At 64.2% G+C, this 23,772-nt stretch carries 23 protein-coding genes and 1 tRNA gene; 15 read left to right on the top strand and 9 right to left on the bottom strand.

All coding sequences use genetic code 11. From position 1 onward, the window contains the following. Positions 1 to 121: 121 nt before the first annotated feature. From rimP to MY494_RS10575, 5 genes are all read left to right on the top strand, one after another. On the top strand, positions 122 to 595 hold the full coding sequence (gene rimP / locus MY494_RS10595; protein WP_247912028.1) for a ribosome maturation factor RimP: 474 nt from the start codon (positions 122 to 124) through the stop codon (positions 593 to 595). Between the two features lie 42 nt (positions 596 to 637). Next, on the top strand, positions 638 to 2,083 hold the full coding sequence (nusA, locus tag MY494_RS10590; protein ID WP_247910211.1) for a transcription termination factor NusA: 1,446 nt from the start codon (positions 638 to 640) through the stop codon (positions 2,081 to 2,083). Then, a complete protein-coding gene (locus MY494_RS10585; RefSeq protein ID WP_247910210.1) occupies positions 2,080 to 2,337 on the top strand; it encodes a YlxR family protein in 258 nt (85 codons plus the stop codon). The genes nusA and MY494_RS10585 overlap by 4 nt, the downstream gene beginning before the upstream one ends. Before the next feature lie 86 nt (positions 2,338 to 2,423). Further along, positions 2,424 to 5,765 carry a translation initiation factor IF-2 gene (gene infB / locus MY494_RS10580; RefSeq protein ID WP_247910209.1) on the top strand — a complete coding sequence of 1,114 codons (3,342 nt, stop codon included), beginning with the start codon at positions 2,424 to 2,426 and terminating at the stop codon, positions 5,763 to 5,765. Between the two features lie 59 nt (positions 5,766 to 5,824). Beyond that, positions 5,825 to 6,790, top strand: a complete 966-nt coding sequence (locus MY494_RS10575) for a low-complexity tail membrane protein (protein WP_247910208.1) — start codon at positions 5,825 to 5,827, stop codon at positions 6,788 to 6,790. Here the strand turns inward: MY494_RS10575 and MY494_RS10570 are convergent. Continuing rightward, positions 6,734 to 6,994, bottom strand: a complete 261-nt coding sequence (locus tag MY494_RS10570; RefSeq protein ID WP_247910207.1) for a DUF3493 domain-containing protein — start codon at positions 6,992 to 6,994, stop codon at positions 6,734 to 6,736. The genes MY494_RS10575 and MY494_RS10570 overlap by 57 nt on opposite strands. A 46-nt stretch (positions 6,995 to 7,040) precedes the next feature. Between MY494_RS10570 and MY494_RS10565 the strand changes: the two genes are divergently transcribed. Then, positions 7,041 to 7,112, top strand: a tRNA-Thr gene (locus MY494_RS10565). A 99-nt stretch (positions 7,113 to 7,211) separates the two neighbouring features. On the opposite strand, the gene MY494_RS10560 is transcribed toward MY494_RS10565, so the two are convergent. Continuing rightward, positions 7,212 to 7,709: a cupin domain-containing protein gene (locus MY494_RS10560; protein WP_247910206.1), complete on the bottom strand. Its 498-nt coding sequence runs from the start codon at positions 7,707 to 7,709 to the stop codon at positions 7,212 to 7,214. A gap of 54 nt (positions 7,710 to 7,763) precedes the next feature. Here MY494_RS10560 and MY494_RS10555 point away from each other — a divergent pair, with 54 nt between their 5' ends. Together MY494_RS10555 and MY494_RS10550 are read left to right on the top strand one after the other, a co-directional pair. After that, complete coding sequence (locus tag MY494_RS10555; RefSeq protein ID WP_247910205.1) at positions 7,764 to 8,216, top strand: nucleoside deaminase; 453 nt, start codon at positions 7,764 to 7,766, stop codon at positions 8,214 to 8,216. 6 nt (positions 8,217 to 8,222) lie between these two features. Further along, the gene (locus MY494_RS10550) at positions 8,223 to 8,954 is read left to right on the top strand and encodes a 16S rRNA (uracil(1498)-N(3))-methyltransferase (RefSeq protein WP_247910204.1); all 732 of its coding nucleotides are present in this window, start codon (positions 8,223 to 8,225) and stop codon (positions 8,952 to 8,954) included. On the opposite strand, the gene budA is transcribed toward MY494_RS10550, so the two are convergent. Both budA and psbA read right to left on the bottom strand, forming a co-directional pair. Beyond that, positions 8,925 to 9,779 carry an acetolactate decarboxylase gene (gene budA / locus MY494_RS10545; protein WP_247910203.1) on the bottom strand — a complete coding sequence of 285 codons (855 nt, stop codon included), beginning with the start codon at positions 9,777 to 9,779 and terminating at the stop codon, positions 8,925 to 8,927. The genes MY494_RS10550 and budA overlap by 30 nt on opposite strands. A 183-nt stretch (positions 9,780 to 9,962) precedes the next feature. Further along, positions 9,963 to 11,042 (bottom strand): photosystem II q(b) protein, encoded by a 1,080-nt coding sequence (gene psbA / locus MY494_RS10540; protein WP_247909500.1) that lies wholly within the window; start codon positions 11,040 to 11,042, stop codon positions 9,963 to 9,965. Positions 11,043 to 11,233: 191 nt separating this feature from the next. Here psbA and MY494_RS10535 point away from each other — a divergent pair, with 191 nt between their 5' ends. Beyond that, positions 11,234 to 11,548 carry a hypothetical protein gene (locus MY494_RS10535; protein ID WP_247912027.1) on the top strand — a complete coding sequence of 105 codons (315 nt, stop codon included), beginning with the start codon at positions 11,234 to 11,236 and terminating at the stop codon, positions 11,546 to 11,548. Here MY494_RS10535 and MY494_RS10530 read toward each other — a convergent pair. Next, on the bottom strand, positions 11,545 to 12,489 hold the full coding sequence (locus tag MY494_RS10530) for an aspartoacylase (RefSeq protein ID WP_247912026.1): 945 nt from the start codon (positions 12,487 to 12,489) through the stop codon (positions 11,545 to 11,547). The genes MY494_RS10535 and MY494_RS10530 overlap by 4 nt on opposite strands. A 55-nt stretch (positions 12,490 to 12,544) precedes the next feature. Here MY494_RS10530 and MY494_RS10525 point away from each other — a divergent pair, with 55 nt between their 5' ends. The 3 genes from MY494_RS10525 to MY494_RS10515 are packed head-to-tail and all read left to right on the top strand — an operon-like array spanning position 12,545 to position 16,082. Continuing rightward, entirely contained in the window at positions 12,545 to 13,510 is a 966-nt protein-coding gene (locus tag MY494_RS10525) for a glutathione S-transferase C-terminal domain-containing protein (RefSeq protein ID WP_247910202.1), read from the top strand. After that, on the top strand, positions 13,507 to 14,148 hold the full coding sequence (locus tag MY494_RS10520; protein WP_247910201.1) for a DUF2301 domain-containing membrane protein: 642 nt from the start codon (positions 13,507 to 13,509) through the stop codon (positions 14,146 to 14,148). Before MY494_RS10525 ends, MY494_RS10520 begins: the two co-directional genes overlap by 4 nt. Continuing rightward, complete coding sequence (locus MY494_RS10515) at positions 14,145 to 16,082, top strand: ABC-F family ATP-binding cassette domain-containing protein (protein ID WP_247910200.1); 1,938 nt, start codon at positions 14,145 to 14,147, stop codon at positions 16,080 to 16,082. Before MY494_RS10520 ends, MY494_RS10515 begins: the two co-directional genes overlap by 4 nt. Here MY494_RS10515 and MY494_RS10510 read toward each other — a convergent pair. Further along, entirely contained in the window at positions 16,063 to 16,515 is a 453-nt protein-coding gene (locus tag MY494_RS10510; RefSeq protein ID WP_247910199.1) for a hypothetical protein, read from the bottom strand. The two genes, MY494_RS10515 and MY494_RS10510, sit on opposite strands and share 20 nt — an antisense overlap. 200 nt (positions 16,516 to 16,715) lie before the next feature. On the opposite strand from MY494_RS10510, the gene MY494_RS10505 reads away from it, so the two are divergent. After that, complete coding sequence (locus tag MY494_RS10505) at positions 16,716 to 16,934, top strand: CP12 domain-containing protein (protein WP_247910198.1); 219 nt, start codon at positions 16,716 to 16,718, stop codon at positions 16,932 to 16,934. Positions 16,935 to 16,980: 46 nt separating this feature from the next. Here MY494_RS10505 and cgtA read toward each other — a convergent pair whose 3' ends face one another. Next, positions 16,981 to 17,970, bottom strand: a complete 990-nt coding sequence (cgtA, locus tag MY494_RS10500) for an Obg family GTPase CgtA (RefSeq protein WP_247910197.1) — start codon at positions 17,968 to 17,970, stop codon at positions 16,981 to 16,983. A 39-nt stretch (positions 17,971 to 18,009) separates the two neighbouring features. Between cgtA and MY494_RS10495 the strand changes: the two genes are divergently transcribed. Continuing rightward, complete coding sequence (locus MY494_RS10495) at positions 18,010 to 19,263, top strand: ABC transporter ATP-binding protein (protein WP_247910196.1); 1,254 nt, start codon at positions 18,010 to 18,012, stop codon at positions 19,261 to 19,263. A gap of 4 nt (positions 19,264 to 19,267) precedes the next feature. Here MY494_RS10495 and MY494_RS10490 read toward each other — a convergent pair whose 3' ends face one another. Both MY494_RS10490 and MY494_RS10485 read right to left on the bottom strand, forming a co-directional pair. Then, on the bottom strand, positions 19,268 to 21,703 hold the full coding sequence (locus MY494_RS10490; RefSeq protein ID WP_247910195.1) for an endonuclease MutS2: 2,436 nt from the start codon (positions 21,701 to 21,703) through the stop codon (positions 19,268 to 19,270). Then, positions 21,700 to 22,104, bottom strand: a complete 405-nt coding sequence (locus MY494_RS10485; protein WP_247910194.1) for a VOC family protein — start codon at positions 22,102 to 22,104, stop codon at positions 21,700 to 21,702. The genes MY494_RS10490 and MY494_RS10485 overlap by 4 nt, the downstream gene beginning before the upstream one ends. 83 nt (positions 22,105 to 22,187) lie before the next feature. Between MY494_RS10485 and MY494_RS10480 the strand changes: the two genes are divergently transcribed. Further along, positions 22,188 to 23,753, top strand: coding sequence for an MFS transporter (locus MY494_RS10480; protein WP_247910193.1), 1,566 nt, complete (start codon positions 22,188 to 22,190; stop codon positions 23,751 to 23,753). The last annotated feature ends 19 nt before the right edge of the window (positions 23,754 to 23,772 follow it).

Here is a 23,772-nt window from a genome sequence, read left to right as displayed (position 1 = left end):
TGTGCCCGGCGGGCACCTCTGACTGAGCAGTGACGTCTCCTTGGGAGCCACTGACCAGCCAGACAGCAGATCACTGCAGGTGCCGGACGGGTTGCCCGTTCCCCTGTTCACTGTCCAGGCTTTGCCGCATCCCCTGCTCCTCGACCTCCAAAACCTGGCTAGCCAGGTGGCGGAAGCTGCTGGATTCCAGGTCTGCGGCCTTGAACTGCTGACCCACCGGATCCCAATGACGCTGCTAGTTCAGCTGCGTCTAGCCGATGGCGGAGACGTCAGCCTGGACAACTGCGCCAGCTTCAGCGGAGTGCTGGGCGACGCCATTGAGAACAGCGGTCTGCTCGAGGACGCTTATGTTCTGGAAATCAGCAGTCCGGGTGTCAGCGAGGAGCTGCACGACGATCGCGACTTCCGCAGCTTCCGCGGCTTCCCGGTCTCGATCCGCTACCGCGACGCCAAATCGGGGGGCGAAAGCGAGCGTGAGGGCCTCCTGCTCGAACGCGATGGGGAGAACGTTCTCCTCAATGTCCGCGGACGCACGGTTCGAATCCCGCGCCCTGACGTGATCAGCGTGAAGCTGGTCACACCCAAAGAGGCCTAACCCCCTCCTTCCCCCTCTCCATTCCGCACCCAACCACCTGCCATGGCACTGGTCCTGCTCCCCGGTCTCTCCAACCTGATCGAGGACATCAGCGAAGAGAAGAAGCTGCCCCCTGCGGTGGTGGAAGCAGCCCTGCGTGAAGCCCTACTCAAGGGCTATGAGCGTTACCGGCGCACCCTTTATCTGGGGATCAGTGAAGACCCCTTCGAAGAGGACTACTTCTCCAACTTTGATGTCGCCCTGGACCTCGATGAAGAGGGTTATCGGGTGCTGGCCTCGAAGATCATCGTGGAAGAGGTCGAGAGCGAAGACCACCAAATCGCCCTGGCAGAGGTGATGCAGGTGGCCGAAGACGCCCAGGCCGGTGACACGGTGGTGCTGGATGTCACCCCCGAGAAAGAAGACTTCGGTCGGATGGCCGCTGCCACCACCAAACAAGTTCTGGCCCAGAAGCTGCGCGATCAGCAGCGCCGGATGATCCAGGAGGAATTCGCCGACCTCGAAGATCCCGTTCTGACTGCTCGCGTGATCCGCTTCGAGCGACAGAGCGTGATCATGGCCGTGAGCAGCGGCCTGGGTCGCCCCGAAGTGGAGGCCGAACTGCCCCGCCGCGATCAACTGCCGAACGACAACTACCGAGCCAACGCCACCTTCAAGGTCTTCCTCAAGGAAGTCAGCGAAATCCCCCGCCGGGGTCCCCAGCTCTTTGTCAGCCGAGCCAACGCCGGCCTTGTGGTTTATCTCTTCGAGAACGAGGTTCCCGAGATCCAGGAAGGCTCCGTCCGCATCGTCGCGGTCGCCCGAGAGGCGAACCCCCCGTCCCGCTCGGTGGGTCCCCGGACGAAAGTGGCCGTCGACAGCGTTGAGCGTGAGGTCGATCCCGTGGGCGCTTGCATCGGTGCCCGTGGTTCCCGCATCCAGCAGGTCGTCAACGAACTGCGCGGCGAAAAAATCGACGTGATCCGCTGGTCCCATGACCCCGGCCAGTACATCGCCAACTCCCTCAGCCCCGCCCGCGTTGAAGCGGTGCGCCTGGTGGATCCGGAAGGACAGCACGCCCACGTCCTGGTCCCCCCCGATCAGCTCAGCCTGGCCATCGGCCGTGAGGGTCAGAACGTGCGCCTCGCTGCTCGCCTGACCGGCTGGAAAATCGATATCAAGAACAGCACCGAGTACGACCAGACATCTGAGGACGAAAAGGTCTCAGAGCTGATCGCCATGCGCCAAGAAGAGGAGGCACTTCAGGCCGAAGCCGAAGCCCGGATGGAGGCTGAACACGCCCTCCGTGCCGAGGAGGATGCCCGTCTCCGGGAGCTCTATCCGCTGCCTGAAGACGAAGAGGAGTACGGCGACCAGGCCAACTATGACGAAACTGCCTACGAGCAGGAGCCCGTGGCAGAGGCCGTTGCAGAGGTCGCCGAAGAGGTTGTCGAAGAGGCAGCTGAAGAGGTCACCGAGGACGTCAGCGACGAGGAAGGAGCCCGGTGAAACAACAGTCCGTCCTCAGGCGTTGTGTGACCTGCCGAGCACTGCTGGATCGCCAGCAACTGCTGCGGGTCATCCGCCTTGCCGAGGGCGGCATGGCTCTTGACCAGGGAATGGGCCGATCGGCCTACCTCTGCCCGACTGAGAGCTGTTTTGAGGAAGCCAAGCGCCGCAAACGTCTGCAGAAGGCACTCCGGTGCCAAGTGTCAGATTCCATCTACTCGGCCTTGGAGCAGCGCCTGAATGCCACCTCTTAATCAGGCGCTGAGGCAAGATAAATAGTGGCCTCACTGTGGGTGATGGCCCGGTGGCACGTGTTGCCCCCGACCACTTGGAGCACTGAATGACCAGCAGCGGCAAAGTCAGGATTTACGAGCTGTCCAAGGACTTGGGCCTTGAGAACAAGGATGTGCTCGATGCCGCCGAGAAACTGTCGATCGCAGCGAAGAGCCACAGCAGCTCCATCAGCGATGACGAGGCAGCGCAGATTCGCAGCCTGATCAAAGGTGGCGGAAACGGCAGCAAGGCTTCTCCGGCAGCGGCCGAACCCCAAAAAGCCATCCTTTCGGTGAAGAAAGCTGCCCCTGCCGCACCGGCAGCGCCCGCGAAACCCGCGGCGACCAAACCGGCTGCGACAAGCCCTGCTCCGGCTAAGCCTGCGGCTGCGTCCCCTGCTCCTCGGCCCCAGCCTCAGGCCGCCAAGCCTGCTGCTCCAGCTCGCCCAGCTTCACCCACAGCTCCCCCCAGCCGGCCCACTGCAGCACCTGCTCCTGCTGCGAAGCCTGCGGCTGCCAAGCCTGTGGCTCAGCCCGCTGCAAAGCCAGCCGCGAAACCCGCGGCCAGTGCGCCTCCCAGCCGTCCAGCCGCCCCTTCAGCGCCTCCAGCCCGACCCACCGCGGCAAAGCCTGTGGTCAAGCCGGCTGCTGGTGCCCCCCCCAGCCGTCCCGGCGCTCCCGCCCCGAGCCGCCCTGCTCCGGCCATCGTCTCCAAGACCCCCGCAGGTGCTCCGCCGGCTCGGAAGCCAGCCCCTCCTGTATCCCGGCCTGCTGCCGGCAGCCCACAGCGCCCTGGCGCTCCCGCCCGCCCTGCAGGCGGAGGGGCTGGTCGCCCCCAACTGGTCAGCCGTCCTCAAGGCGGTCAAGGCGGTGCGCGTCCTTCCACACCGTCCGGTCGTCCGGCCCTGAGCCAGCGTCCAGGGATGCCCACTCGCCCTGGTGCGCCTGCCCCAACGCGGGTGGGCCAAGGCAGCAAGCCCGCTAAACCGGCCCGCCCTCAGGTGGAACTGGTGGGCAAGCCCATCCGTCGCGATGTGGGCGGTCCTGGCGGCGGAAATCGCCCCGCACCCCCGACCCGTCCTGGCATGCCCGGGATGCGGAAGCCAGTGGCCCCAGGCGAGCTCATGCAGCTCCAGAAGCCCGGAGCACGGCCCAGTGCACCGCCACCACGGCGCCCTGGTGCACCCGGCGCTCCTGCGGGTGCCCCGGGTGGCACGACCGGTGATGCAGCTCGGCCCTCAGCGACTCCTCCCTCGGCACCCCGGCGCCCCAACTTCCGCGCTCCCCAACCCCCGGGAGGTGCCCGTCCCCGCCGCCCCGATTGGGACGACAGCGCCCGTCTGGATGCACTGCGCAGCCGCTCGCCCCAGAAGCAGCGCCAGCGGGTTCACATCATTGGCGAGAACGACGACTCCCTGGCCGCACAAACCGGCGGATACGCCGGTGACACGGACGCAGTGGTGCTGCAGGCCTCCCTCGCACGCCCTGCGAAACCCCGCAGCGCCAGCTCGGGGCAACCCAAGCCGACCGTCGTGGCCCGCAAACGCCGCAAGGAAACGGCACGTCAGCGTCAGCGCCGCCGTGCGATGGAGCTGCGGGCAGCACGGGAAGCCAAGCAACAGCGGCCCGAAATGCTGGTGGTGCCGGAGGGCAACCTCACGGTGCAGGAGCTGGCCGACAAGCTCGGCGTCGAGAGCTCCGAGATCATCAAGAGCCTCTTCTTCAAGGGCATCATCGCCACGGTGACCCAGACCCTCGATCTCTCAGCGATCGAGACGGTGTCCAAAGAATTCGGTGTCCCCGTTCTCGAGGACGACGTCGAAGAAGCGGCCGCCAAGACGGTCGAGATGATCGAAGAGAGCGACCTGGCTCACCTGATCCGTCGCCCACCTGTGGTCACGGTCATGGGCCACGTGGACCACGGCAAAACCAGCCTGCTGGACTCGATTCGCAAAACCCGTGTCACCGCCGGTGAAGCCGGTGGCATCACCCAGCACATCGGTGCCTACCAAGTCGAAGTTCCCCACGCTGGGGAGCAGCGGAAGATCACCTTCCTCGACACCCCGGGCCACGAGGCCTTCACGGCCATGCGTGCACGCGGCACGAAGGTCACCGACGTCGCCGTGCTGGTGGTCGCCGCCGATGACGGCGTGCGTCCCCAAAACCTGGAAGCCATCAGCCACGCCCGCGCCGCCAAGGTGCCGATCGTGGTGGCGATCAACAAGATCGACAAAGAAGGCGCCTCCCCGGATCGCGTCAAACAGGAACTCTCCTCCCACGAACTGGTGGCTGAGGATTGGGGCGGCAACACCGTGATGGTGCCGGTGAGCGCCATCAAGGGCGAGAACATCGACAAGCTGCTGGAGATGATCCTGCTGGTCACCGAGGTGGAGGACCTTCAGGCCAACCCTGATCGCATGGCTCGGGGCACCGTCATCGAGGCACACCTCGACAAGGCGAAGGGACCTGTGGCCACCCTGCTGATCCAGAACGGCACCCTGCGCACCGGCGACGTGCTGGCCGCGGGCCCGATCCTGGGCAAAGTCCGCGCCATGGTTGACGACAACGGCAAGCGTGTCAAAGAAGCCGGCCCCTCCTATGCCGTTGAAGCCCTGGGCTTCAGCGAAGTACCGACGGCTGGTGACGAATTTGAGGTCTACACCGACGAAAAGACAGCCCGTGCTGTGGTCGGCGATCGCGCCACCGAAGCTCGTGCCACCCGCCTGGCCCAACAAATGGCCTCCCGCCGGGTGTCCCTGGCCTCCATGTCTGGCCAGGCCAGCGAAGGGGAGCTCAAGGAACTCAACCTCATCCTTAAGGCCGACGTCCAAGGTTCCGTCGAGGCGATCCTCGGTTCCTTGGAGCAACTGCCCCAAGAAGAGGTCCAGGTCCGCGTTCTGCTCTCCGCACCGGGTGAAGTCACCGAAACCGACGTCGACCTGGCAGCGGCCTCCGGCGCCGTGATCGTCGGCTTCAACACCTCGATGGCCCCCGGCGCAAAGCGTGCCGCTGACGCCACCGGCGTAGACGTGCGTGATTACGAGGTCATCTACAAGCTGCTCGAGGACATTCAGATGGCCATGGAAGGCCTTCTGGAGCCCGAGCTGGTGGAGGAGTCCCTGGGCGAAGCCGAGGTTCGCGCGATCTTCACCATCGGCAAGAGCGCCGTGGCGGGCTGCTACGTCACCAACGGCAAACTGCAGCGCAACTGCAAGGTGCGGGTCTGGCGCGGCAAGGAAAAGATGTTCGAGGGAGACCTCGACTCGCTGCGCCGTGCCAAGGACGATGTCAAAGAAGTCGCCACCGGCTTCGAATGCGGCATCGGCTGTGATCGTTTTGCCAACTGGCAGGAAGGCGATCGGGTGGAAGCCTTCAAACTGGTCACACAGCGACGCACCCTCAGCAACTAATCGTGAATCCGGCAAGACGCGAACCCCTCCTGTGGCTCCAGCTACTCGGGCTCGCGTCCTTGCCGCTCGAGATTCTGTTGCTGTTCCTGCTGTTTGCAGGAGCTGACCCCGGGCCTTTCCCAGGATTTGAACGCCTACTGACCTGGGCGGTCGGTGCTCTGGGGAGTGCCGTTCTGTTCTGGCGACTGCCGCCTGACCTCTGGTCCTTGCTGATCCTGAAGGTGCCCCTTCGGGGTCGACGTCCGGAGCAGTTTCGTCTCAGTGCACTGCAGACCGCACTGCCCCTGAAGGTTGTCATTGCCCTGGGTGCTGCACTGCTACTGCCCTTGACCTGGTGGGCCGACAGCCATGCCGGGATGGCCTGGGCCTGGTCTCCCCTCTCAAGCAGTCCGAGGTTGGTGGTGCTCTTGCTCTGCATCCCCGTCTTGGCATTGATCCAGTGGCAATGGGCCCAGGTGATCCAGGCGATCTGGATGTTGAGCCGGCCCGCCGGCCTGGTGGATCAAACCCTGCCCCTGACCCAAGTCCAGGCTGCCGAGCAACGCCTCAACGCTGGGCTTCCGCTCTTGCTTCTCCCCCCGCTGGCCTTTGCGGAACCCGCGGCTCCTGTCGCTCCAGCACCGAAGGCCGAACCGCAAGACCAACAAGAGCAACCCGAAGCTGTTGCCCCTGAAGCCGAGCAGACCGACTCCCCTGCCGAGACGGTGGCCGTCACCGCAGAATCCCTAGAACCGGCTGCAGAGCTTTTGCAGACTGACCCAGAGGCCGTTCAGAAAGACGACGCCCACGAGTCAAGCGCCGAAGCCGTCGTCTCAGCAGACGTCGAGGTTCCCCAAGAGGAAGCCGAAGACTCAGACACAGAACTAGAAGCCGACGCAAAGCCCGAGGCGGAAGAGGTCGGTCCCGAAGCACCCCAGGACGACCAGGATGCTGAGGAAGCCCCGGCCAAAGACGACAGCGAAGAGGCGTCAGTCGTCGATGCTGGGGGAGCGGTCGCGCCAGAGGAGAAGCCCGAAGAGAGCTAGGGCCGAAACCTGAATCAACAGATCAGAGGTAGAAACCACATCTCCGACAGCAGAGCGCATCGCCATCGTGGCCAGGCCCACCGCTGCCGAGGCCGTGAAAGCCAACCAGAGCCCACGCCGTAAGCCACGCCACGGGGTCCGTGCCTCCTGAAGCAGGCGAGCCTTCAGGGCCGGATCCAAGGGGGGACGGGATTCAGGGGGCATCCGCGCAGCTCAGGCATCGAAGCCTGAATGCTAATTTCACTGGGCTGCCGGTGTAGCTCAGTGGTAGAGCAACTGATTCGTAATCAGTAGGTCGTCGGTTCAAGTCCGATCTCCGGCTTTTCAAGCCTTGGCGCTCTCAAACGAGATAGGACCAAGCAGTCACAGCAAGACATCTGCGCTGATGGCTCTTCACGCTGCATCACCGCAGCCCTGGGGGCTAGCGATACTCAGCTAGTGCAGCTGCTGGATGTTCAGAGGGCGAAAGTTCACTGAGCATTTGAAAGTCATCAAAGTCAAAACCAGGGGCAACTGCACACAGCATCAAGCTCCAACGTCCCAAGCCCCGTGCCGCCTGCCAAACGCCGGCGGGCACCACGACGGTTTGCGCTGACCCCGGCAGAAGACGCCATTCCTGCAGGCCTTCCGGCGCAGGTCCCACCATCAGCAGAGCCAAGGGATCGCCAGCCAGGCAGCACCAACTCTCATCGGCGTGGTTCACCCGATGCCAGCGACTGATCTCCCCTGGCCCCAGCAGAAACAGGATCTGGGTGAAGGCATCACGCTGAGCGCCATCAGCGCGGCGCACCTTCAGGCCGCTGCGGAAGGTCTCGCGATACCAACCACCCTCCGGGTGGGGTTGCAGATCGAGGGCTGCAACGATCTCAGCAACGCTGTGGCGTTCAGGATCCCACTGAGCGAGGTTGTCCTGCGTCATGCCAAAAGCCAAAGCGCGATCCCCTCGCCATGCTTGAGCCAACGGCACGGAGGTGTGATCGATCGCAGCACGATGCAACGTCTCGTCGATGCGGCCCGAGCCGAGGCGGAGCGGGGCTGGAGTGAAGGGGGCATTCCGATCGGTGCTGTCCTGGCCCAAGAGGATGGAACGATCGTGGCCCGCGGGCACAACCAACGGGTCCAAAACGGTGATCCCACCAGCCACGGCGAAACCCAGTGCATCCGCAACGCCGGCCGTCGCCGGGATTGGCGTGAGCTGACCTTGGTCACGACCCTCTCACCCTGTCCGATGTGCGCTGGGACCGCCGTTCTGCTGGGCTTTCGGCGGGTCGTCATCGGCGAACGCACCACCTTTCAAGGGGCTGAGTCCTGGCTCGAGCAGGCCGGCATCGAGGTGAGCTGCCTCGATGATCCAGGCTGCGAGCAGTTGATGCGAACCATGCAGGAGCAGAAGCCTGAGCTCTGGGCCGAAGACATCGGCTGCTGACCGGCCATGAACATCGTCTTGCTGAGACCTGAGGACTGGATCGACGAGCAGCGGGTGCTGCTGAAGGACCAGCGGGCCACCCACATCCGCAAGGTGCTTCGCGCCAGTGCAGGGGACACCCTTCGAGTGGGCCGCCTTGGAGGTGCCTGCGGCCAGGGCCTGATCGAATCCCTCGATGCCCATGGCGTGGTGCTCAGCACGGTCCTCACCGAAGCCCCACCCCCGCGCCACCCTTTCGATTTGGTGCTGGCTCTGCCCAGGCCCAAAATGCTGCGCCGCATCCTGCGCCAATGCGCGGAATTCGGGATCAGCCACCTGCACCTGATCCACAGCGCGCGGGTCGAGAAGAGCTACTGGCAGAGCCCCCTGCTCCAGGCCCGCAAGGTGGAGGAAGCGCTGCTCGCCGGCATGGAGCGCTCCCGAGACACCATCGCCCCACAGGTTCACCTGCACCCACGCTTCAGACCCTTCATCGAAGACGAGCTGCCTGGACTGACTGGAGAACGACCCTGCCTGATCACCGACATGGGCGCCCAGGAGCCCCTTGGGCAGTACGCCGGCACACCAGCACTGGTCATGATCGGGCCGGAAGGAGGCTTTGTTCCCTTCGAGCTGGAGCTCGCCCAAGCCAATGGTGCCCGCCCCGTCCATCTGGGGGAGCGGACGTTGAGTGTGGACACGGCCCTCACCGCGACCCTGGCCCAGGGTTCAGCTGTGCTTGCTCTCCGCCCTGGCTAGGGCCTCAGCGGGATCCCCCTTGAGATCAGCCTCCAGGAAAGCCGGCGTCTCCGGCAGAGCCAGATGCACGTGGTTGTCCATATGCAGTTGCACCGTTAGGTCCTTGGCCTCTAGATCGAGGATGTGACCGCCGTGTTGGTGGTCATCGCTCAGCAGATGTAGGTGATAGCCGGGCACATTGATCGTGCGGGCATAGCTGGGGGTCCAGAACCCCACCAGACTTCCGCGAATGCCGCGCTGGGTGAACTCCGCCTGGTGACTGGTGGCGGTTACCAGATCCGTGCCATGGGCGCTCTTGCAGGCCACGCGGTAGTGGATCCGCTCGAACGTGCCCTCGACCCGAATCGCGCAGAAGAGATTGTCACTGCGGCGCAGCGCATCCAATTGCGCCGTGAGGTCCTCCCAACTGACCACCGACGGCAACGTCGCGGTGCGGTCCGCCGCGAAAAACGTCGTGGCCCAAAAGGGAGCCAAGGCCTCCTCCGGAGCGACCCGCACCGATCCGTCACTGCGGGCCTGCCAGCAGGTGCCGTCCAGCATGATCCCCTCGCCATCAAGACCATCGAAGGTGCCGAGCCCGAAATCCCCGTGGCGCTTGATGTCAGCGACCCGGACACACCCCTGATAGACCCCCTGGACCAGGGCTCCGGACGTGGAGACCTGATAGATCGTGTGGTGATCCACGTCCAGGGTGTCCGCGAGGGAGCGGCGGAGGATGTGGCTGACGCTCTCACCGGTTCGGTCCGCTAAAGCGTGCAGCGCGTCCCAGAGGCCATCCCCGAGCGTGACGTTCAGGTGGTGACCGCTTGCATGCTGCGTGCTCATCGGAATCTGAACGCAATGAAAGGCCTATGGAAGGGCCATTGCCCTGACCTTGAGCGTCAACTAAAGATCTCCACGCAAAATTCAGGGTTCCAACAACAAAAAGCCCCCACCTTGCGGTAGGGGCTTCTGATTCAACCGTCCTCGAGGTTCGAGTAGAAGCTGAATCGTTGGTTGGGTTCAGCCTCAGCCGATGGCGGGAGCTTGCAGAGCCACAGGAGTGGACTCAGCAGCAGCCAGGTCGAGGGGGAAGTTGTGAGCGTTGCGCTCGTGCATCACTTCCATACCGAGGTTGGCGCGGTTCAGCACGTCAGCCCAGGTGTTCAGCACACGACCCTGGGAATCCAGGATCGACTGGTTGAAGTTGAAGCCGTTCAGGTTGAACGCCATGGTGCTCACGCCCAGGGCGGTGAACCAGATGCCAACCACAGGCCAGGCAGCCAGGAAGAAGTGCAGGCTGCGGCTGTTGTTGAAGGAGGCGTATTGGAAGATCAGGCGACCGAAGTAACCGTGGGCAGCCACGATGTTGTAGGTCTCTTCCTCTTGGCCGAACTTGTAGCCGTAGTTCTGGGACTCGCTCTCGGTGGTTTCACGCACCAGGGAGGAGGTCACCAGGGAGCCGTGCATGGCGGAGAACAGGGAACCACCGAAGACACCAGCCACACCAAGCATGTGGAAGGGGTGCATCAGGATGTTGTGCTCAGCCTGGAACACCAACATGTAGTTGAAGGTGCCGGAGATGCCGAGGGGCATGGCGTCCGAGAAGGAGCCCTGACCGAAGGGATACACCAGGAACACAGCGGAAGCAGCAGCCACGGGTGCGCTGTAAGCAACGCAGATCCAGGGGCGCATGCCGAGGCGGTAGGAGAGTTCCCACTCACGACCCATGTAGGCGTAGATGCCGATGAGGAAGTGGAAAACAACCAGCTGGAAAGGACCGCCGTTGTACAGCCACTCGTCGAGGCTGGCAGCTTCCCAGATGGGATAGAAGTGCAGACCAATGGCGTTGCTGCTGGGGATGACAGCGCCAGAGATGATGTTGTTGCCGTAGATCAGGGAGCCGGCAACAGGCTCACGGATGCCGTCGATGTCGACGGGGGGTGCTGCCACGAAGGCAACGATGAAGCAGATGGTGGCGGCCAGCAGGCAGGGAATCATCAGAACGCCGAACCAACCCACATAGAGGCGGTTGTCGGTGCTGGTGACCCACTCGCAGAACTGGTTCCACGCAGAAGCGCCTTGGCGCTGCTGGATGGTGGTCGTCATGAGTACGGGAAAGAAAGGCCTCAACGGACTTGCCGTTGGAGCGGTAGTTAGGGCGACCCATACGGGCTGCCCGAGCGAATGTAAAGGAAGTTTGCGCGCTTTGTAAAGCGATCTTGCTCAGCGCCCTCATCCAGGCGGGTAGCCAAGCCCCAAAACCGCTGCTAGGAGTCGCCTGTCACACCCTCAGCGTCATGCGCCTACCCCTGCTGCTGCTTGCTGCCGCTCTCGTGCTGCCGGGCTGCCAATGGGGAGAACGGCCCACCAAGACAGCCGAGGACGAACGCCTGAACCGACTGGAACTGCGCCTGCAGCAATTGGAGCAAAGGCAAGCCAATCCCGGCGGGGCGGACACCAGCGACCCCACCGGCAAAGCCCCGGCCGGTCCGGTCAAGTCGCTGACTTTCCGAACCGACAGCGCCGATGACCGTCTGCGGATCTATTGGGCTGACGGAAGCACCAGCGACCTGCCCTGCACCAAGGAACAGGGCACCTGGGCCTGCGGTTAGGCCGCCGTCAGCCCCTGCAAGGCTTGAAGCCAGGCAGCATCACTGGACCAGCGCTCCCGGCGACAAAGGCTGAAGGCAATGCCTTTCTCGCCGTAAGCCGCTTCATTGATAAAGACAGGCCAATGGGCCTCAGCAGGGAAGCCCAGGGCATCGGGATCGAAGCGCCAGTCAGCCGGACAACCCTTCAAAGCAGGGTTCCAGAAGAGGGGCTGCCCGAGCCGCAGCGGCTTCCAGTCCTGGCGCTCCAAGGCCGGATGCACACAAGCGATGGCCTCCCCGGTCCCGTCCCGGGGTAGATCAACGCTGCCGCAATGGCGGTAGACCTGAAGCCCAGCGGGCAGGCGAAGCACTCCGGAAGCCGCCTCGGCCAAGACCGCCAAGGCCGCCTCAAGGGCCAGCTGGGTTTGGCGAAGGATGGAGGCACTGAGCAGTCCTTGGGCCACGGGGCCCACTTCAATCACCAGACCGCAGGGCCAACGCTCCACCAGGAAGCCGGTCTGAGCCGCATCCGCCTCATGCAGATAAATCGGTAAACCCAGGCGCCCCTGGATCCCCGCCGCCAGGGCCAAGTCCGCAGGACGGCGTCCGTAGACCACCAGCGAATTCCCCATGCCACTGGTGGTGCTGTGCAGGTCAATCGCCACTGCACAGGAATTGGGGCCCGTCGGTGCAAACTCCGCCAGCAGCTCCCGCGCTCGCTGCATCTCCAACTGCTGGAGGGCGGGATTGGCGAGCAAATCTGGGGCAAAGCAGCGGTTGAGATCGCGATCGATGTAGCGGCGATTCGCCCCAAGGGCCACTGGGTTACCCAGGACCAACTGCACAGGCAGTCCAGCGCGATTCAGGGCCTGGGGCTCGCTCCGCCATCGCTCGAGCAAGGCCGGAGCATTGCGCTCATTGCCATGGGTGCCCGCCACCACCAACACCTGAGCCCGACCCATCCCCTGTTCTCCAGCCCGCAGCTGCGCCAGCCTGGCAGAAGTGTTCCGAACCTCCATGGCCATCCCCCCTGCCGTTGTGGCAGCGGCCCGAACCGGCTGGCATTGGCAGTGGCAGCAGCTGATGGGCGGCCTGGGTCCCGCCGATCCCGAGGGGAACTACAGGCGTCCGGCTGGGGCGTTTGTAGCCAAACCCGAACTTCCTCAATCGGCCGGAGAGCCGGGCGCCCACGTGCTGATCGTGGGCCGAAGCTGCCCCTGGGCCCATCGGGCTTGGCTCGTCAGGCAGCTCAGGCAGCTGCAGCAGAGCATTGATCTGCTGGTGGTGGAGCCTGACCCCAAGGCAGGGCGCTGGCGCTTCAGTACGCCCTTTCGCGGTTGCCAGACCCTCCAGGAGCTCTACCGAGCCGCAGGGGCAGACCCCAACCAACGGGCCTCTGTGCCTGTCCTGGTCGAGCGCCACTCCGGAGCTGTGGTGGTGGGAGAAAGCGCTCGCCTGATGGAGCTGCTGAACAGTTGGCCTGCCCCCAAAGAAGTGCTGGACCTGGAGCCAACCAGCCACGCTCGAGCCATCCAGGATTGGCGCGAGCGACTGCAGTACAGCGTCAATGATGGGGTCTACCGCTGCGGATTTGCCAGGAACCAAGGGGCCTACGACCGTGCTGAATCGGCGCTGTTTCAGACCCTGGCCGAGGCGGAAGCCACCCTCTCTGGCCCCAACGCCTCGCCCTGGCTCTGCGCCGAGACCCCGACCCTGGCGGATGTCCAGCTCTTCCCCACCTTGATCCGCCTGGAATTGGTCTACGCCCCACTCTTTGGGGTCAGCCGCCAGCCGCTCTGGCAATTCCCAGGGCTCTGGCGCTGGCGGCAACGCTTCTTCGCTCTCTCTGGTGTGGCCGAGACCTGCTGCGATCAGGCTTGGCGCGAGGACTACTTCGGCGCCTTGTTTCCCCTCAATCCTTCGGGGATCGTGCCTGCGGGCCCGGCCCTGGCCACACTGGTGGAAGGAACCGTTTCAGCATGAGCGCCCCAGCCGATCCGGTCTTTGAAGGTGTCTATGGCACCTACAGCATTACGGAGACGGACCGCCGCGAGGTCCTGGGGTACCGGCTGGCCCTCTTCGCCGCCGCGGTGGCCCAAGCTGCGCTCTTGATCCAATGGCAGCAGCTGGGAGGGGCCTGGATCTGGCCCTGGCTTCTCCCCCTGGCCGCGGGGGTTGGCCTGGCCCTGCGCTGGATTCACATCTACCTGCGTCCGCTGCACCGTGCCCTGCAGTGGTTGTGGTTGGTGGGATGCGTGGGCTTTCTGGCCTTGCTCCTTAGCGCCGGTCCCCAGGGCATGGCGGAAGCACTGACCGTTGACAGCCGTTGGATCTGGGCGGTGGGGCCGTTCTTTGCCGCCCTCGCGGGAATCGGCTTCAAGGAATTCTTCTGCTTCCGCCGCCCTGAGGCCATCGGCGTGACGTTGCTCCTGCCGATGGCGCTACTGGGGCGCCTCAGCGGCCTCCTGAGCCCCGAAGTCACGGCGACGTTGCTGGCGATCGAAGCCGCTCTACTGCTGGTGCTGACCCTGCGGAAATTCCCGATGGATGCCGCGGCCGATGTGGGCGACAAAAGCGTGTTTGCTTATCTGGAAGCGCAGCGGCATTCCCCCAACCTGTGAGCCTGATCAGCCTGGTGGATGTCCGTAAGGACTTCGGCATCCGCACCCTCTTCGACGGGCTGACCCTGCACATCGGCGAGCGGGAGCGCCTGGGACTGATCGGCCCCAATGGCGCTGGTAAGTCCACCTTGATGCGTGTCCTGGCCGGGCTTGAGCCCACCGGCGGAGGCAGCCGCCGGGTTCTGCCACAAGCCCGGATCGTCCTGGTGAGCCAGGAGCCGGAGATGGATCCGCAGCGGAGTGTCCTCGAGCAGGTCTTCGCCAACAGCGGCGAGAAGATGCAACTGCTGCGCCGCTACACCGAAGTCAGCGAGGCTCTGGCCGCCGCCCACGAGCTAGGCGAGGACGATGCCGCCTTGCTGGCGGAGCTGGGCCAACTCAATGGACGGATGGACCAAAGCCAAGCCTGGGGCTTGGAGCAGCAAATCCGCGAAGTCCTGCAACAGCTCGGAATCGGCGACACCCAACGGCGGGTCGGGGATCTTTCCGGTGGTTACCGCAAACGCCTAGCGCTGGCCGCTGCCCTGGTGGCCGACCCCGATGTCCTGCTGCTGGACGAGCCCACCAACCATCTCGACGCCGACTGCATCCAATGGCTCCAGGGCTATCTGCAGCGCTTCAGCGGATCCCTGGTCCTGATCACCCACGACCGCTATGTCCTTGATCAGGTGACCAACCGGATCGTGGAGGTGGACCGCGGCGAGGCCCGCAACTACAGCGGCAACTACGCCTTTTACCTCGCCCGTAAAAGCGAGGAAGAAGCGGCAGCTGCCGCCAGCGAAGCGAAATTCAAAGGCGTTCTGCGGCGCGAGCTGGAGTGGCTCAAGCGGGGGCCCAAAGCGCGAAGCACCAAACAAAAAGCGCGGATCCAACGGATCGAGGCGATGCAGGAGGCCCCCAAGCGCCAAACCAAGGGGGACCTGAGCCTGACCAGCAACCAACGGCGACTGGGGAAGCGTGCGATCGAAGCCGAGGACGTGCTGGTCTGGGCCAGTGAGGAGGCCCAGACCAGCGGCCAGACACCACTGCTTCGGGACTTCAGCTACGACTTCAGCCCTGAGGATCGGATCGGAATCATCGGGCCGAATGGCTCCGGCAAATCAACCCTCCTGGATCTCATTGCCGGTCGACGCACCCCCCAAGGCGGACGGGTGGAGCTGGGCACCACGGTGAAGCTCGCCTACTTCGACCAGCACAGCCACGCCGTGCTCGATCAGATCGATGCCGCCGGCCGGGAGCGAAAGGTCATTGACGTCGTCAAAGAGGCCGCCAGCAGCGTCGAGCTTGATGGATCCACCCTGAGCGCCTCCCAGTTGCTGGAGCGGTTTCTCTTCCCTCCCGCACAACAACACCAACCCGTCAGCAAGCTCTCAGGTGGCGAGCGCCGCCGACTGCACCTCTGTCGCCTGCTGATCGAGGCTCCCAACGTTCTGCTGCTCGATGAGCCCACCAACGACCTGGACGTCCAGACCCTGACGGTGCTTGAGGATTTCTTGGAGGACTTCCGCGGCTGTGTCGTCGTGGTGTCCCACGACCGCTACTTCCTTGATCGCACCGTCGATCGGCTCTTCAGCTTCGAGGACGGCCAGCTGCAGCGCTTTGAGGGCAACTACAGCAGTTATCTCGAGCGGCAATCCGCCAGTCGACCAGCAACAGCCACTCCAGCACCAACGCCCCCCAAGGAGGAACCTGCGCCCAAGGCCAAGCCAGCGAAGGTCAGGCGCCGCAGCTTTAAGGAGAACCGTGAACTCGAGCAGCTCGACACGAACCTCCCCCTCTGGGAGGTCCGCAAGGAGGAGCTCGAAACACTCCTCGCTGCGGGCGGCAGTGATTACGCCGCCCTCGAGGCCCTGAGCGAAGAGCTCTCCGGCCTCTTGGAGAACATCGCCACAGGCGAAGAACGCTGGCTCGAACTCAGCGAGATGCCCGGATAGAGGCGCTACTGCGCCGGCGGCGATGGGCGTGGGGGAGGAGCTCCGCTGCTCCGCGGGATGGCCTTGCACTGAGATCGCATCGCATCAGTGGAGCGCCCTGACCCAACCAGGGCTGCTGGCGGCAGCGGCCAGAGCGGGCCTCGGCCTCCTTCATCGCCGTTGGCTTGTAATCACTCAGGCTGCGCTGCAGGGCCATCTCATCACCCATGTGCCGCAGGTAAAGATCCAAGGTCCACTGGATCTGGTTGTGCTCAAAGGCCTCGCAGGCAGCCTGCAACGAATGAAAGCGCTGACTGACCAACCCGGTCGGGGAGCATTGCTTCCACTCCAGGGTGTCTTCAAAGGTCAGACCATCGCGCCACTGCCTCTGCTCGGAGAGGTAACAGTGATGGTCAGGGCCGTTGATCCAGAACAAACGACCGGACTCGTCCATGAAGTGACGATCATGTCGCTGCGTGATCCGCGCCATCTCGAAGTCCTTCACTAGCCCTCTGCTAGCCAGAGCTCTCCCATCCGGCCGCGAAGAAAAGCCAAAGACGAAATCAGCAGCCGATCACAAATGGCTCCGTATCCGCCAGACACCCCGTAAGGTGTGCCCGACGTCGAGCAGCCTGATCTCTCCGGCCTCATTCAATGAACACGATCGACGAGCACATCGCTAAGGACAAAAGCGAGATCGAAGCAGCCAAAGCTGCTGGTGATCAAAGCAAGGTGCGTCACCTCGAGGACGAAGTGAAGGGCCTCGAGGAATACAAGAACCACCATCCAGACGAAAAGAAAGACCCCAGCCCCATGGAGGTCTATTGCGACCTGAACCCCGACGCGCCTGAGTGCCTCGTCTACGACGACTGAGCCTCAAAGCTTCGGACGTGAGCCAGGGCACCTTGGTGTTCCTGGCTCACACCCCCAGCTCTTTCCAAACACGCGACAAGAGCTGATCCAAGTTTTTCGATGTCGCAGCTGAGACATCCAGCACCGGTTGGCCGCAGTGGTCGCTAACCAGCTGAATGCGCTCCTTCAGTTCGTCATCCAGCAGCAACTCTGTTTTGTTGAGGGCCACCAAGCAGGGGCGCTCATCCAACCCATTGCCATAGGCGGCCAGCTCCTGCTGCACCACCTGGAAGTCTCTCAATACATCCTCTGAGCTGGCATCAACAAGATGGATCAGCAGGCGGGTGCGCTGGATGTGGCGCAGGAAATCATGACCGAGACCGGCGCCCTGGGCGGCCCCCGCGATCAAGCCGGGGATATCAGCAAAAACAGTGCCATCGCCGCTGGGGCGCCGCACCACCCCCAGGTTGGGAACCAGGGTGGTGAACGGGTAATCGGCAATCTTCGGCCGAGCCGAGGAGAGGACTGAGATCAGCGTGCTCTTGCCGGCGTTGGGCAAGCCAATGATTCCCACCTCTGCCAACAACTTCAGCTCCAGCTGAAGCAGCCACTCCTCTCCATCGCGACCCTCGGTGAATTTCTCCGGAGCACGATTGCGGTTACTCAGGTAATGGGCATTGCCGAGGCCGCCGCGGCCACCGACGGCCACAAGCAGGCGCTCACCCTTCTCTGTGAGGTCTCCCAACAGGATGTGGGTGCGGGAATCGCGCACCTCCGTTCCACAGGGCACCTTGATCACCAGGGGTGAACCACTGGCCCCCGTGGCCTTGTTGGGTCCTCCGCGACGACCATCGTCAGCGGCGAACAGGCGCTTGTATTTGAAATCCAGAAGGGTTTGCAGGTTGGGGTCGGCCTCCAGCCACACATCCCCACCCCGACCGCCATCGCCACCGGAGGGACCACCGGCGGGGACGTACTTCTCACGGCGAAAAGCGGCAATCCCATCGCCGCCGCGTCCTGCCTGCAGTGAGATCCGAGCTTGATCAATGAATTGCATTTGACCAACCCTAAGATCGGGCCGCCGTGAGGCCGGTTCTTGGCAGAGGTTCGCTTCCAGCAGGTCAGCAAGACCTACCCACCGCGACGAGGCGGTGCGGCGGTCGAGGTGCTGCGACAGCTGGATCTCTCCATCCGTGATGGTGAGTTTTTGGTCCTCGTGGGCCCTTCCGGCTGCGGCAAAAGCACCTTGCTACGCCTCCTCGCTGGACTGGAGAGCCCCACCGGCGGCGAGATCGTCGTGGGGGGGCGCCAGGTCACCCATCTGCGGCCCTCCCAGCGGGATGTAGCGATGGTGTTTCAGAGCTACGCCCTCTATCCCCACCTGAGCGTGGCGGACAACATCGGCTTTGGCCTGCGGCGCCAGCGCCAACGGACGACCGTTCAGCAGATCCAAGACAGCCTGCATCGAGCGGGGCGAACCCTGCCCCAGGCCCTGCGGGTTCCCTCGAGCAGGGAGCAACGGATTGAGGGGCGCATCCAGGAGGTCGCGAGCACCCTCGAGCTGGAGCATCTGCTGGATCGGATGCCCAAGGAACTCTCCGGCGGTCAAAAACAACGGGTGGCCCTCGGCCGCGCCATCGCCCGCCAGCCCTCCGTCTTTCTGATGGATGAGCCCCTGAGCAATCTGGATGCCAAGTTGCGCACGGGAACCCGTGCGCAGATCGTCGAACTACAGCGCCGACTGGGAACCACAACGGTCTATGTGACCCACGACCAGGTGGAGGCGATGACCATGGGCCACCGGATTGCGGTCTTGAACCGCGGTTCTCTGCAGCAACTCGGGACGCCAACGGAGCTCTATCAATGGCCCAGCAACCTGTTTGTGGCGCAATTCATCGGCAGCCCGGCGATGAATCTGCTGCCCATCACCGTTGCGGGCAAAGGCCAGCTCCAACTCGGGAACCGGCGCTTCCTCCCCGAAGGCCCCAGTGGGGAGGCCCTGTTGCACTGGCAGGACGCTGGGGGCAGCGAGACCCTCACCGGCGGCCTGCGGGCGGAACACCTGCGCTTGGCCCCAGCCACGAACCGCAACCTGCCGGCCGAGGTGTGCCACGTGGAGGGGCTGGGGAACGAACAATTGCTCACCTGCCGTCTGGAGGAGGGAAGCCATCTGGTCCAGCTGCGGGCTGAACCCAGCGAGCGCCTGACCCCAGGGGAGACCGTTCACTTGGAGATCGATCCGAAGGGCTGGCGGTTCTTTGACGCCAACGGGGAGGCCATCCCGATGGCGCCCGAGCCGATCGCCGAACCCACCGCGGGCCCCGAGCCCGTGCTGCCGTCCCTGGGTTAGGGCGTTACCTCACCCAGATCACACTGCAGCCCTGGCCGCCATCGCCCTGGGCGGCATCGGTGACCCGCTCCACATAGGGAACGCTGGAGAGCCATTCCCTCAGTCCTCTCTTGAGCTTGCCGGTCCCGATTCCGTGGATCACCCAAACCGGGCCATTGGCTCCGCGCAGGTGTTCCTCCACGGCGGCCTCGGCTTCATGCACCCGCATCCCCCGCACATCAATGGTGTTGCGCTCGGTGCGCACCTCCGGCCCCCGGCTGGCGGGATTGCGGCGACTGCGGATCGCCACCTGGGCCTCGGGCGGAGCCGGCTTCTCACCCTGCAGACCCTCAATGGCGGAGAGCTCAAGGTTGAGGCGCATCACCCCACAGCGGACGCTGAGCTCGCGGCCGCCTTCACTGAGGGAGAGGACCTCGCCGGCCTTGCCCAGGGAGAGGACCCGAACGCGATCGCCAACCTTGGGGAGCCAACCCTTGTGGTCCCGGCGCTCGGGTAGCGGGCGATGCTGCTGCTCGAGCTGCTTAAGCTTTTGCCCAGCCCGACGCGCTGATTCTCCAAGTTCGCTGCTGTCATTGCCGCGGCCATGACGCAGGCGCCGAATGATGCGGCGCACCTCCTTTTGGCCATCGCGGATCGAGCGCTCCAGTTGCTGTCGACGCTGCTCCTGGAGCTCTGCGCTCTGCTCCTTCTGCTGCTGCCAGCGCTGCAGGAGCTCTTCGTGCAGCAGCTCGGTGCGGGCCAGCAGCGAAGCCGCCTCTTCCGCCGCGTCCTGCTGGCGTTGCCGTTGGCTTTCCAGCCCGGCAATGACCTGATTGAGCTCACCCTCTCCCCGGGGGGCCAGCAGGGCCTGCGCGGCCTCCAAGACGCTGCCGTCCAAGCCCAGTCGCGTAGCAATGGCCAGGGCGTTGCTGCGCCCCGGGATCCCCCATTGCAGGTGATAGGTCGGCGAGAGGCTCTCGACATCGAAGGCGACGGAGGCGTTCTCAAAGCGCGGGTCGTCGTACTTCAGCGCTTTGAGCTCCCCGAAGTGGGTCGTGGCGATCGTCAACCGGGCACGGTCCGCCAATTGCTTGAGCAGGGCGATGGCCAGCGCGGTTCCCTCGGTGGGATCAGTACCGGCCCCCACCTCATCGAGGAGCACCAGCTGGGCTCCGGGCTGGGTCGCCAGATCACTGCCGGCGGCAGGCAGGGCCTCGAGAATCCGAGCGATTCGGCGCACATGGCCACTGAAGGTGGAGAGGTTCTGCTGCAGCGACTGCTCGTCGCCAATGTCAGCGAGGACCTGCTGACACCAGGGCAACCGCGGAGACCCCTTGCAGGGCAAGAACAGGCCGGCCCGCGCCATGAGCACCGCCAGCCCCACGCTTTTCAGGGTCACCGTCTTGCCACCGGTGTTGGGACCGGTGATCGCCACCACCCGAAGGCTGGTGTCCACGCGAACGCTGACGGGAACCACCGCTTGGCCGCCTTGGCGGCGTTCTTGCCAGAGCAAGAGGGGATGACGCAGGCCTTCCAGCTGAAGCGGCGCCAGGGGATCCGCTTCCAGCTCCGGTCGCACCGCCCCCAGCCAGGCGCTGTAGCGGGCCCGGGCCAAGGCCAGATCCAACTGAATCAGAACCTGCTGAAGGTGTTCGAGCGCCGGCTGCTCTTCCCCCACCAAGGCGCTGAGTTCTCGGAGAACCGCCCGTTCTGCCTCGCGCTCCTCCCCTTCGAGTTGACGGATCCGATTGCCCAGGGGAATCACCGCCTGAGGCTCAATGAAGACAGTGTTCCCCGAGGCGGAACTGTCATGCACAAGGCCTGGCAACTGACTGCCGACACCAGCCTTGACCGCCAGGACCGGCCGACCATTGCGCTCAGCCACCACGTTGTCTTGCAGCAGCGCGGCGTAGCGGCGAATCAGCTCATTGAGACGGTCACGGCGTTCCATCCGCACCGACGCCAGCTGACGGCGCAGTCCGGAGAGGGGAGGGCTGGCGCGATCTGCCACCCGCCCTCCGTCTTCAATGCAGAAGCGCAGGCGCTGCTCCAGCTCCGGGAGGGTGCGCAGGGGCTCCACCAGGGCTGTCGTCACCGGCCGGAGCTCAGGATCATCGATCTGACGACGCAGGCGCCGGGCCGCCGCCAAGGTTGTGGCCACGGCCAAGAGGTCATCACCGCTCGCCACGCCCCCCTTGGCACAGAGCTGCAGGGTGTGGTCCAGATCAGCGGCCCCCTGAAAGCTCAGCCCCCCTTCGATCAGACCATCGAGCGCTAGCAGCTCGGTCGTCTCAGCCAACCAGCCCACACTCTGCTGGCGGGTCTTGGCCAGGGGCAGCTGGGCCGCCACTATGCGACCGGCACTGGTGCTGGCAAAGCTGGAGACGTGCTGGGCGAGGCGCGGCCACTCCAGCAGATCCAGGGCCTCCTGTTGGATTGGGGCGTGCAGCTCAGCCGTCACGAGTAGGTCAGAGGAATCGGCTCAGCTCCGATATTGGAGGGCAGCCCTCCGGCGGGCTCATAGAGCATCTCCAACCAGTTCCCCTCTGGATCCTGCATGTAGAAGGAGGCCGTGCCGTCGCGGTGGTCATGGACCGGGCCGCAGGCGTGCCCCTTCGCCAGCAGCTGCTCACGCACCTGGTCCACTTCGGAGCGCTTCTGGACGTGAAAGGCGAAGTGGGGGCCCGCTGCCTTGTAGTCCGGGCTGAGCAGAGCGATGCCCTCTCCGGTGGGCCACTGGACGTAGCACCAGTCGTCGGCTTCCCAGGTCAGCCGCAGACCTAAGTCGAGATAAAAGCGCTTGGCCCGCTCCATGTCCTGCACCCGCAGGGCGACATGGCCAAGGCGATGGGAGACGGCCATGGCATCCGTTGGCATTAGCTCCATTCTCTGTCGTGCAGGCCCCGGCTGGCGTGGCAACACTGGGCGAGCACCGATCGACCCCCTTGACCAGCAGCCTCTGGGCCACCAATCGCGGGGTGGTGGCGATCTGCTTTCTGGCGCTGGAGCTGGTGTTTTTCTCCACCGACTCCATCGGTGTGCCCGCCCACATGTATGTCAGCGGCGATGTGGGAGGCACGCCCTATCTCGCGGTTTGGTTTCAAGTGGCCTTTCTGGTGCCAGCCGCCTTGATCATGCCCCTTTTGGGCAGCCTGAAAGAGCGGGTCGGGGCCAAGGCCATCGCCACGGTTGGGCCTGGGGTCTTCGGCATCGCCTGCCTGCTCAGCTCCGTCGCGACCGATCCGCAGCTGTTCATCGCGATGCGCGTACTGCAGGGACTCGGAGCCGGGGTGATCCCGGCGGCAGCAGGGGGCTACCTGGGCGGGCAACTGGGGGAGAAATACACGCCCATGGGCAAGGGATTGGTGGCTCTGGCCTTGGTGACGGGCTCCACCATCGGCATTCCACTCTCTGCCTTCGTCACCTGGTATCTCAGTTGGCGGACGCTCTACGCCGGTCTGGGCCTGGCGGCCCTGGCCGCAGTCGCCGTGATCCTGCGGTTGATGCCCGCGACCCCGGGCGACCCGAAAGCGGAGATCGACTGGCTGGGCTATGGGCTGATGGCCGGTGGCTTTGGGCTCCTGAGCCTCTCGCTGGTGGTGGGGAACCAACGGGAGTGGTTCAGCAGCGGGATCTATGTGGTGATGCTCTGGAGCTCATTGCTGTTGCTCGGGCTCTTTGGCTGGCGCGTGGCCACGGTCCCCAAACTGATCAACCTCAAGATCTTTCAGGACATCAATTACTGCGTGAGTGCCGTGAACCTGAGCTCCGTGATGTTCTTTCTGTTCATGGTCTTTGCGATCGTCCCGCGCTTCTTGATGGTTGTCGTCAACAACACCATTGAGAACTACGCCTGGTCCTTTCTGCCCTTTGTCGTTGCGGCGGTCCTCACGGGCCTGATGGTCACTCCGGGGGCCAGCCCCCATCTCATTGCCGCCACCATCCCCGCCAAAAAGAAACTCTGCTCGGCAGCGATCTTCACCTTTGCGTTGACGGCGCTCTGGATGGCTTACACCTCAGCCCAGCAGAGCAACAGCAACGTCACCCTGCAATTGATCCTCGTGGGGATCTGCTTCGCCCTGATCAATTGCCTCGAGATTCAGATGTCGTTCTCGACGATGCCGTCGGAACTGATGACCAGCGCCAGCTCCGTGCTGTTCTTCTGCACGAACATCTCCAAGGCCCTCTCTGGCGGTGTGAGTTCCGCCATCCGCACCGTCAGCACCCAAGGCAGTTGGGAACGGTTTCGAGAACAGATCTACGGATCCAACTGGGGGCTCGAGACCTTCCAAGAACCCTTGAACGGGCAACCCATGGGGATCAGCGGCAACCTCTGGTCCCAAGGCTCCCTTGAGGTGCTCAACAAAGCCATCGCCCAACAGGCCGAAGTGGTGAACTTCATCAACATCGCCACCATGGTGGGGCTCGTCCTGCTGGTGCTCTGCGTGCTGCCCCAGCTCCACCGAAGCCCCCAGGCCACAGCACCAGCCAAAACGAAAGAACAGCCCTAGCCTCCGCAAATAGTGAGGC

It is taken from the genome of Synechococcus sp. A10-1-5-1 (assembly GCF_023115425.1).
Lineage (GTDB): Bacteria > Cyanobacteriota > Cyanobacteriia > PCC-6307 > Cyanobiaceae > Vulcanococcus.
The sequence above is the reverse complement of the archived record's forward strand: the minus strand, read 5'-3'. Positions and strand labels throughout refer to the sequence as shown.

Bases quoted from the DNA above. Each gene is read 5' to 3' on its own strand.
- nusA (WP_247910211.1), top strand. From the start codon at position 638: ATGGCACTGGTCCTGCTCCCCGGTCTCTCCAACCTGATCGAGGACATC.
- infB (WP_247910209.1), top strand. From the start codon at position 2,424: ATGACCAGCAGCGGCAAAGTCAGGATTTACGAGCTGTCCAAGGACTTG.
- MY494_RS10570 (WP_247910207.1), bottom strand. From the start codon at position 6,994: ATGCCCCCTGAATCCCGTCCCCCCTTGGATCCGGCCCTGAAGGCTCGC.
- MY494_RS10560 (WP_247910206.1), bottom strand. From the start codon at position 7,709: ATGACGCAGGACAACCTCGCTCAGTGGGATCCTGAACGCCACAGCGTT.
- MY494_RS10550 (WP_247910204.1), top strand. From the start codon at position 8,223: ATGAACATCGTCTTGCTGAGACCTGAGGACTGGATCGACGAGCAGCGG.
- budA (WP_247910203.1), bottom strand. From the start codon at position 9,779: ATGAGCACGCAGCATGCAAGCGGTCACCACCTGAACGTCACGCTCGGG.
- psbA (WP_247909500.1), bottom strand. From the start codon at position 11,042: ATGACGACCACCATCCAGCAGCGCCAAGGCGCTTCTGCGTGGAACCAG.
- MY494_RS10535 (WP_247912027.1), top strand. From the start codon at position 11,234: ATGCGCCTACCCCTGCTGCTGCTTGCTGCCGCTCTCGTGCTGCCGGGC.
- MY494_RS10530 (WP_247912026.1), bottom strand. From the start codon at position 12,489: ATGGGTCGGGCTCAGGTGTTGGTGGTGGCGGGCACCCATGGCAATGAG.
- MY494_RS10525 (WP_247910202.1), top strand. From the start codon at position 12,545: ATGGCCATCCCCCCTGCCGTTGTGGCAGCGGCCCGAACCGGCTGGCAT.
- MY494_RS10520 (WP_247910201.1), top strand. From the start codon at position 13,507: ATGAGCGCCCCAGCCGATCCGGTCTTTGAAGGTGTCTATGGCACCTAC.
- MY494_RS10510 (WP_247910199.1), bottom strand. From the start codon at position 16,515: ATGGACGAGTCCGGTCGTTTGTTCTGGATCAACGGCCCTGACCATCAC.
- MY494_RS10505 (WP_247910198.1), top strand. From the start codon at position 16,716: ATGAACACGATCGACGAGCACATCGCTAAGGACAAAAGCGAGATCGAA.
- cgtA (WP_247910197.1), bottom strand. From the start codon at position 17,970: ATGCAATTCATTGATCAAGCTCGGATCTCACTGCAGGCAGGACGCGGC.
- MY494_RS10485 (WP_247910194.1), bottom strand. From the start codon at position 22,104: ATGGCCGTCTCCCATCGCCTTGGCCATGTCGCCCTGCGGGTGCAGGAC.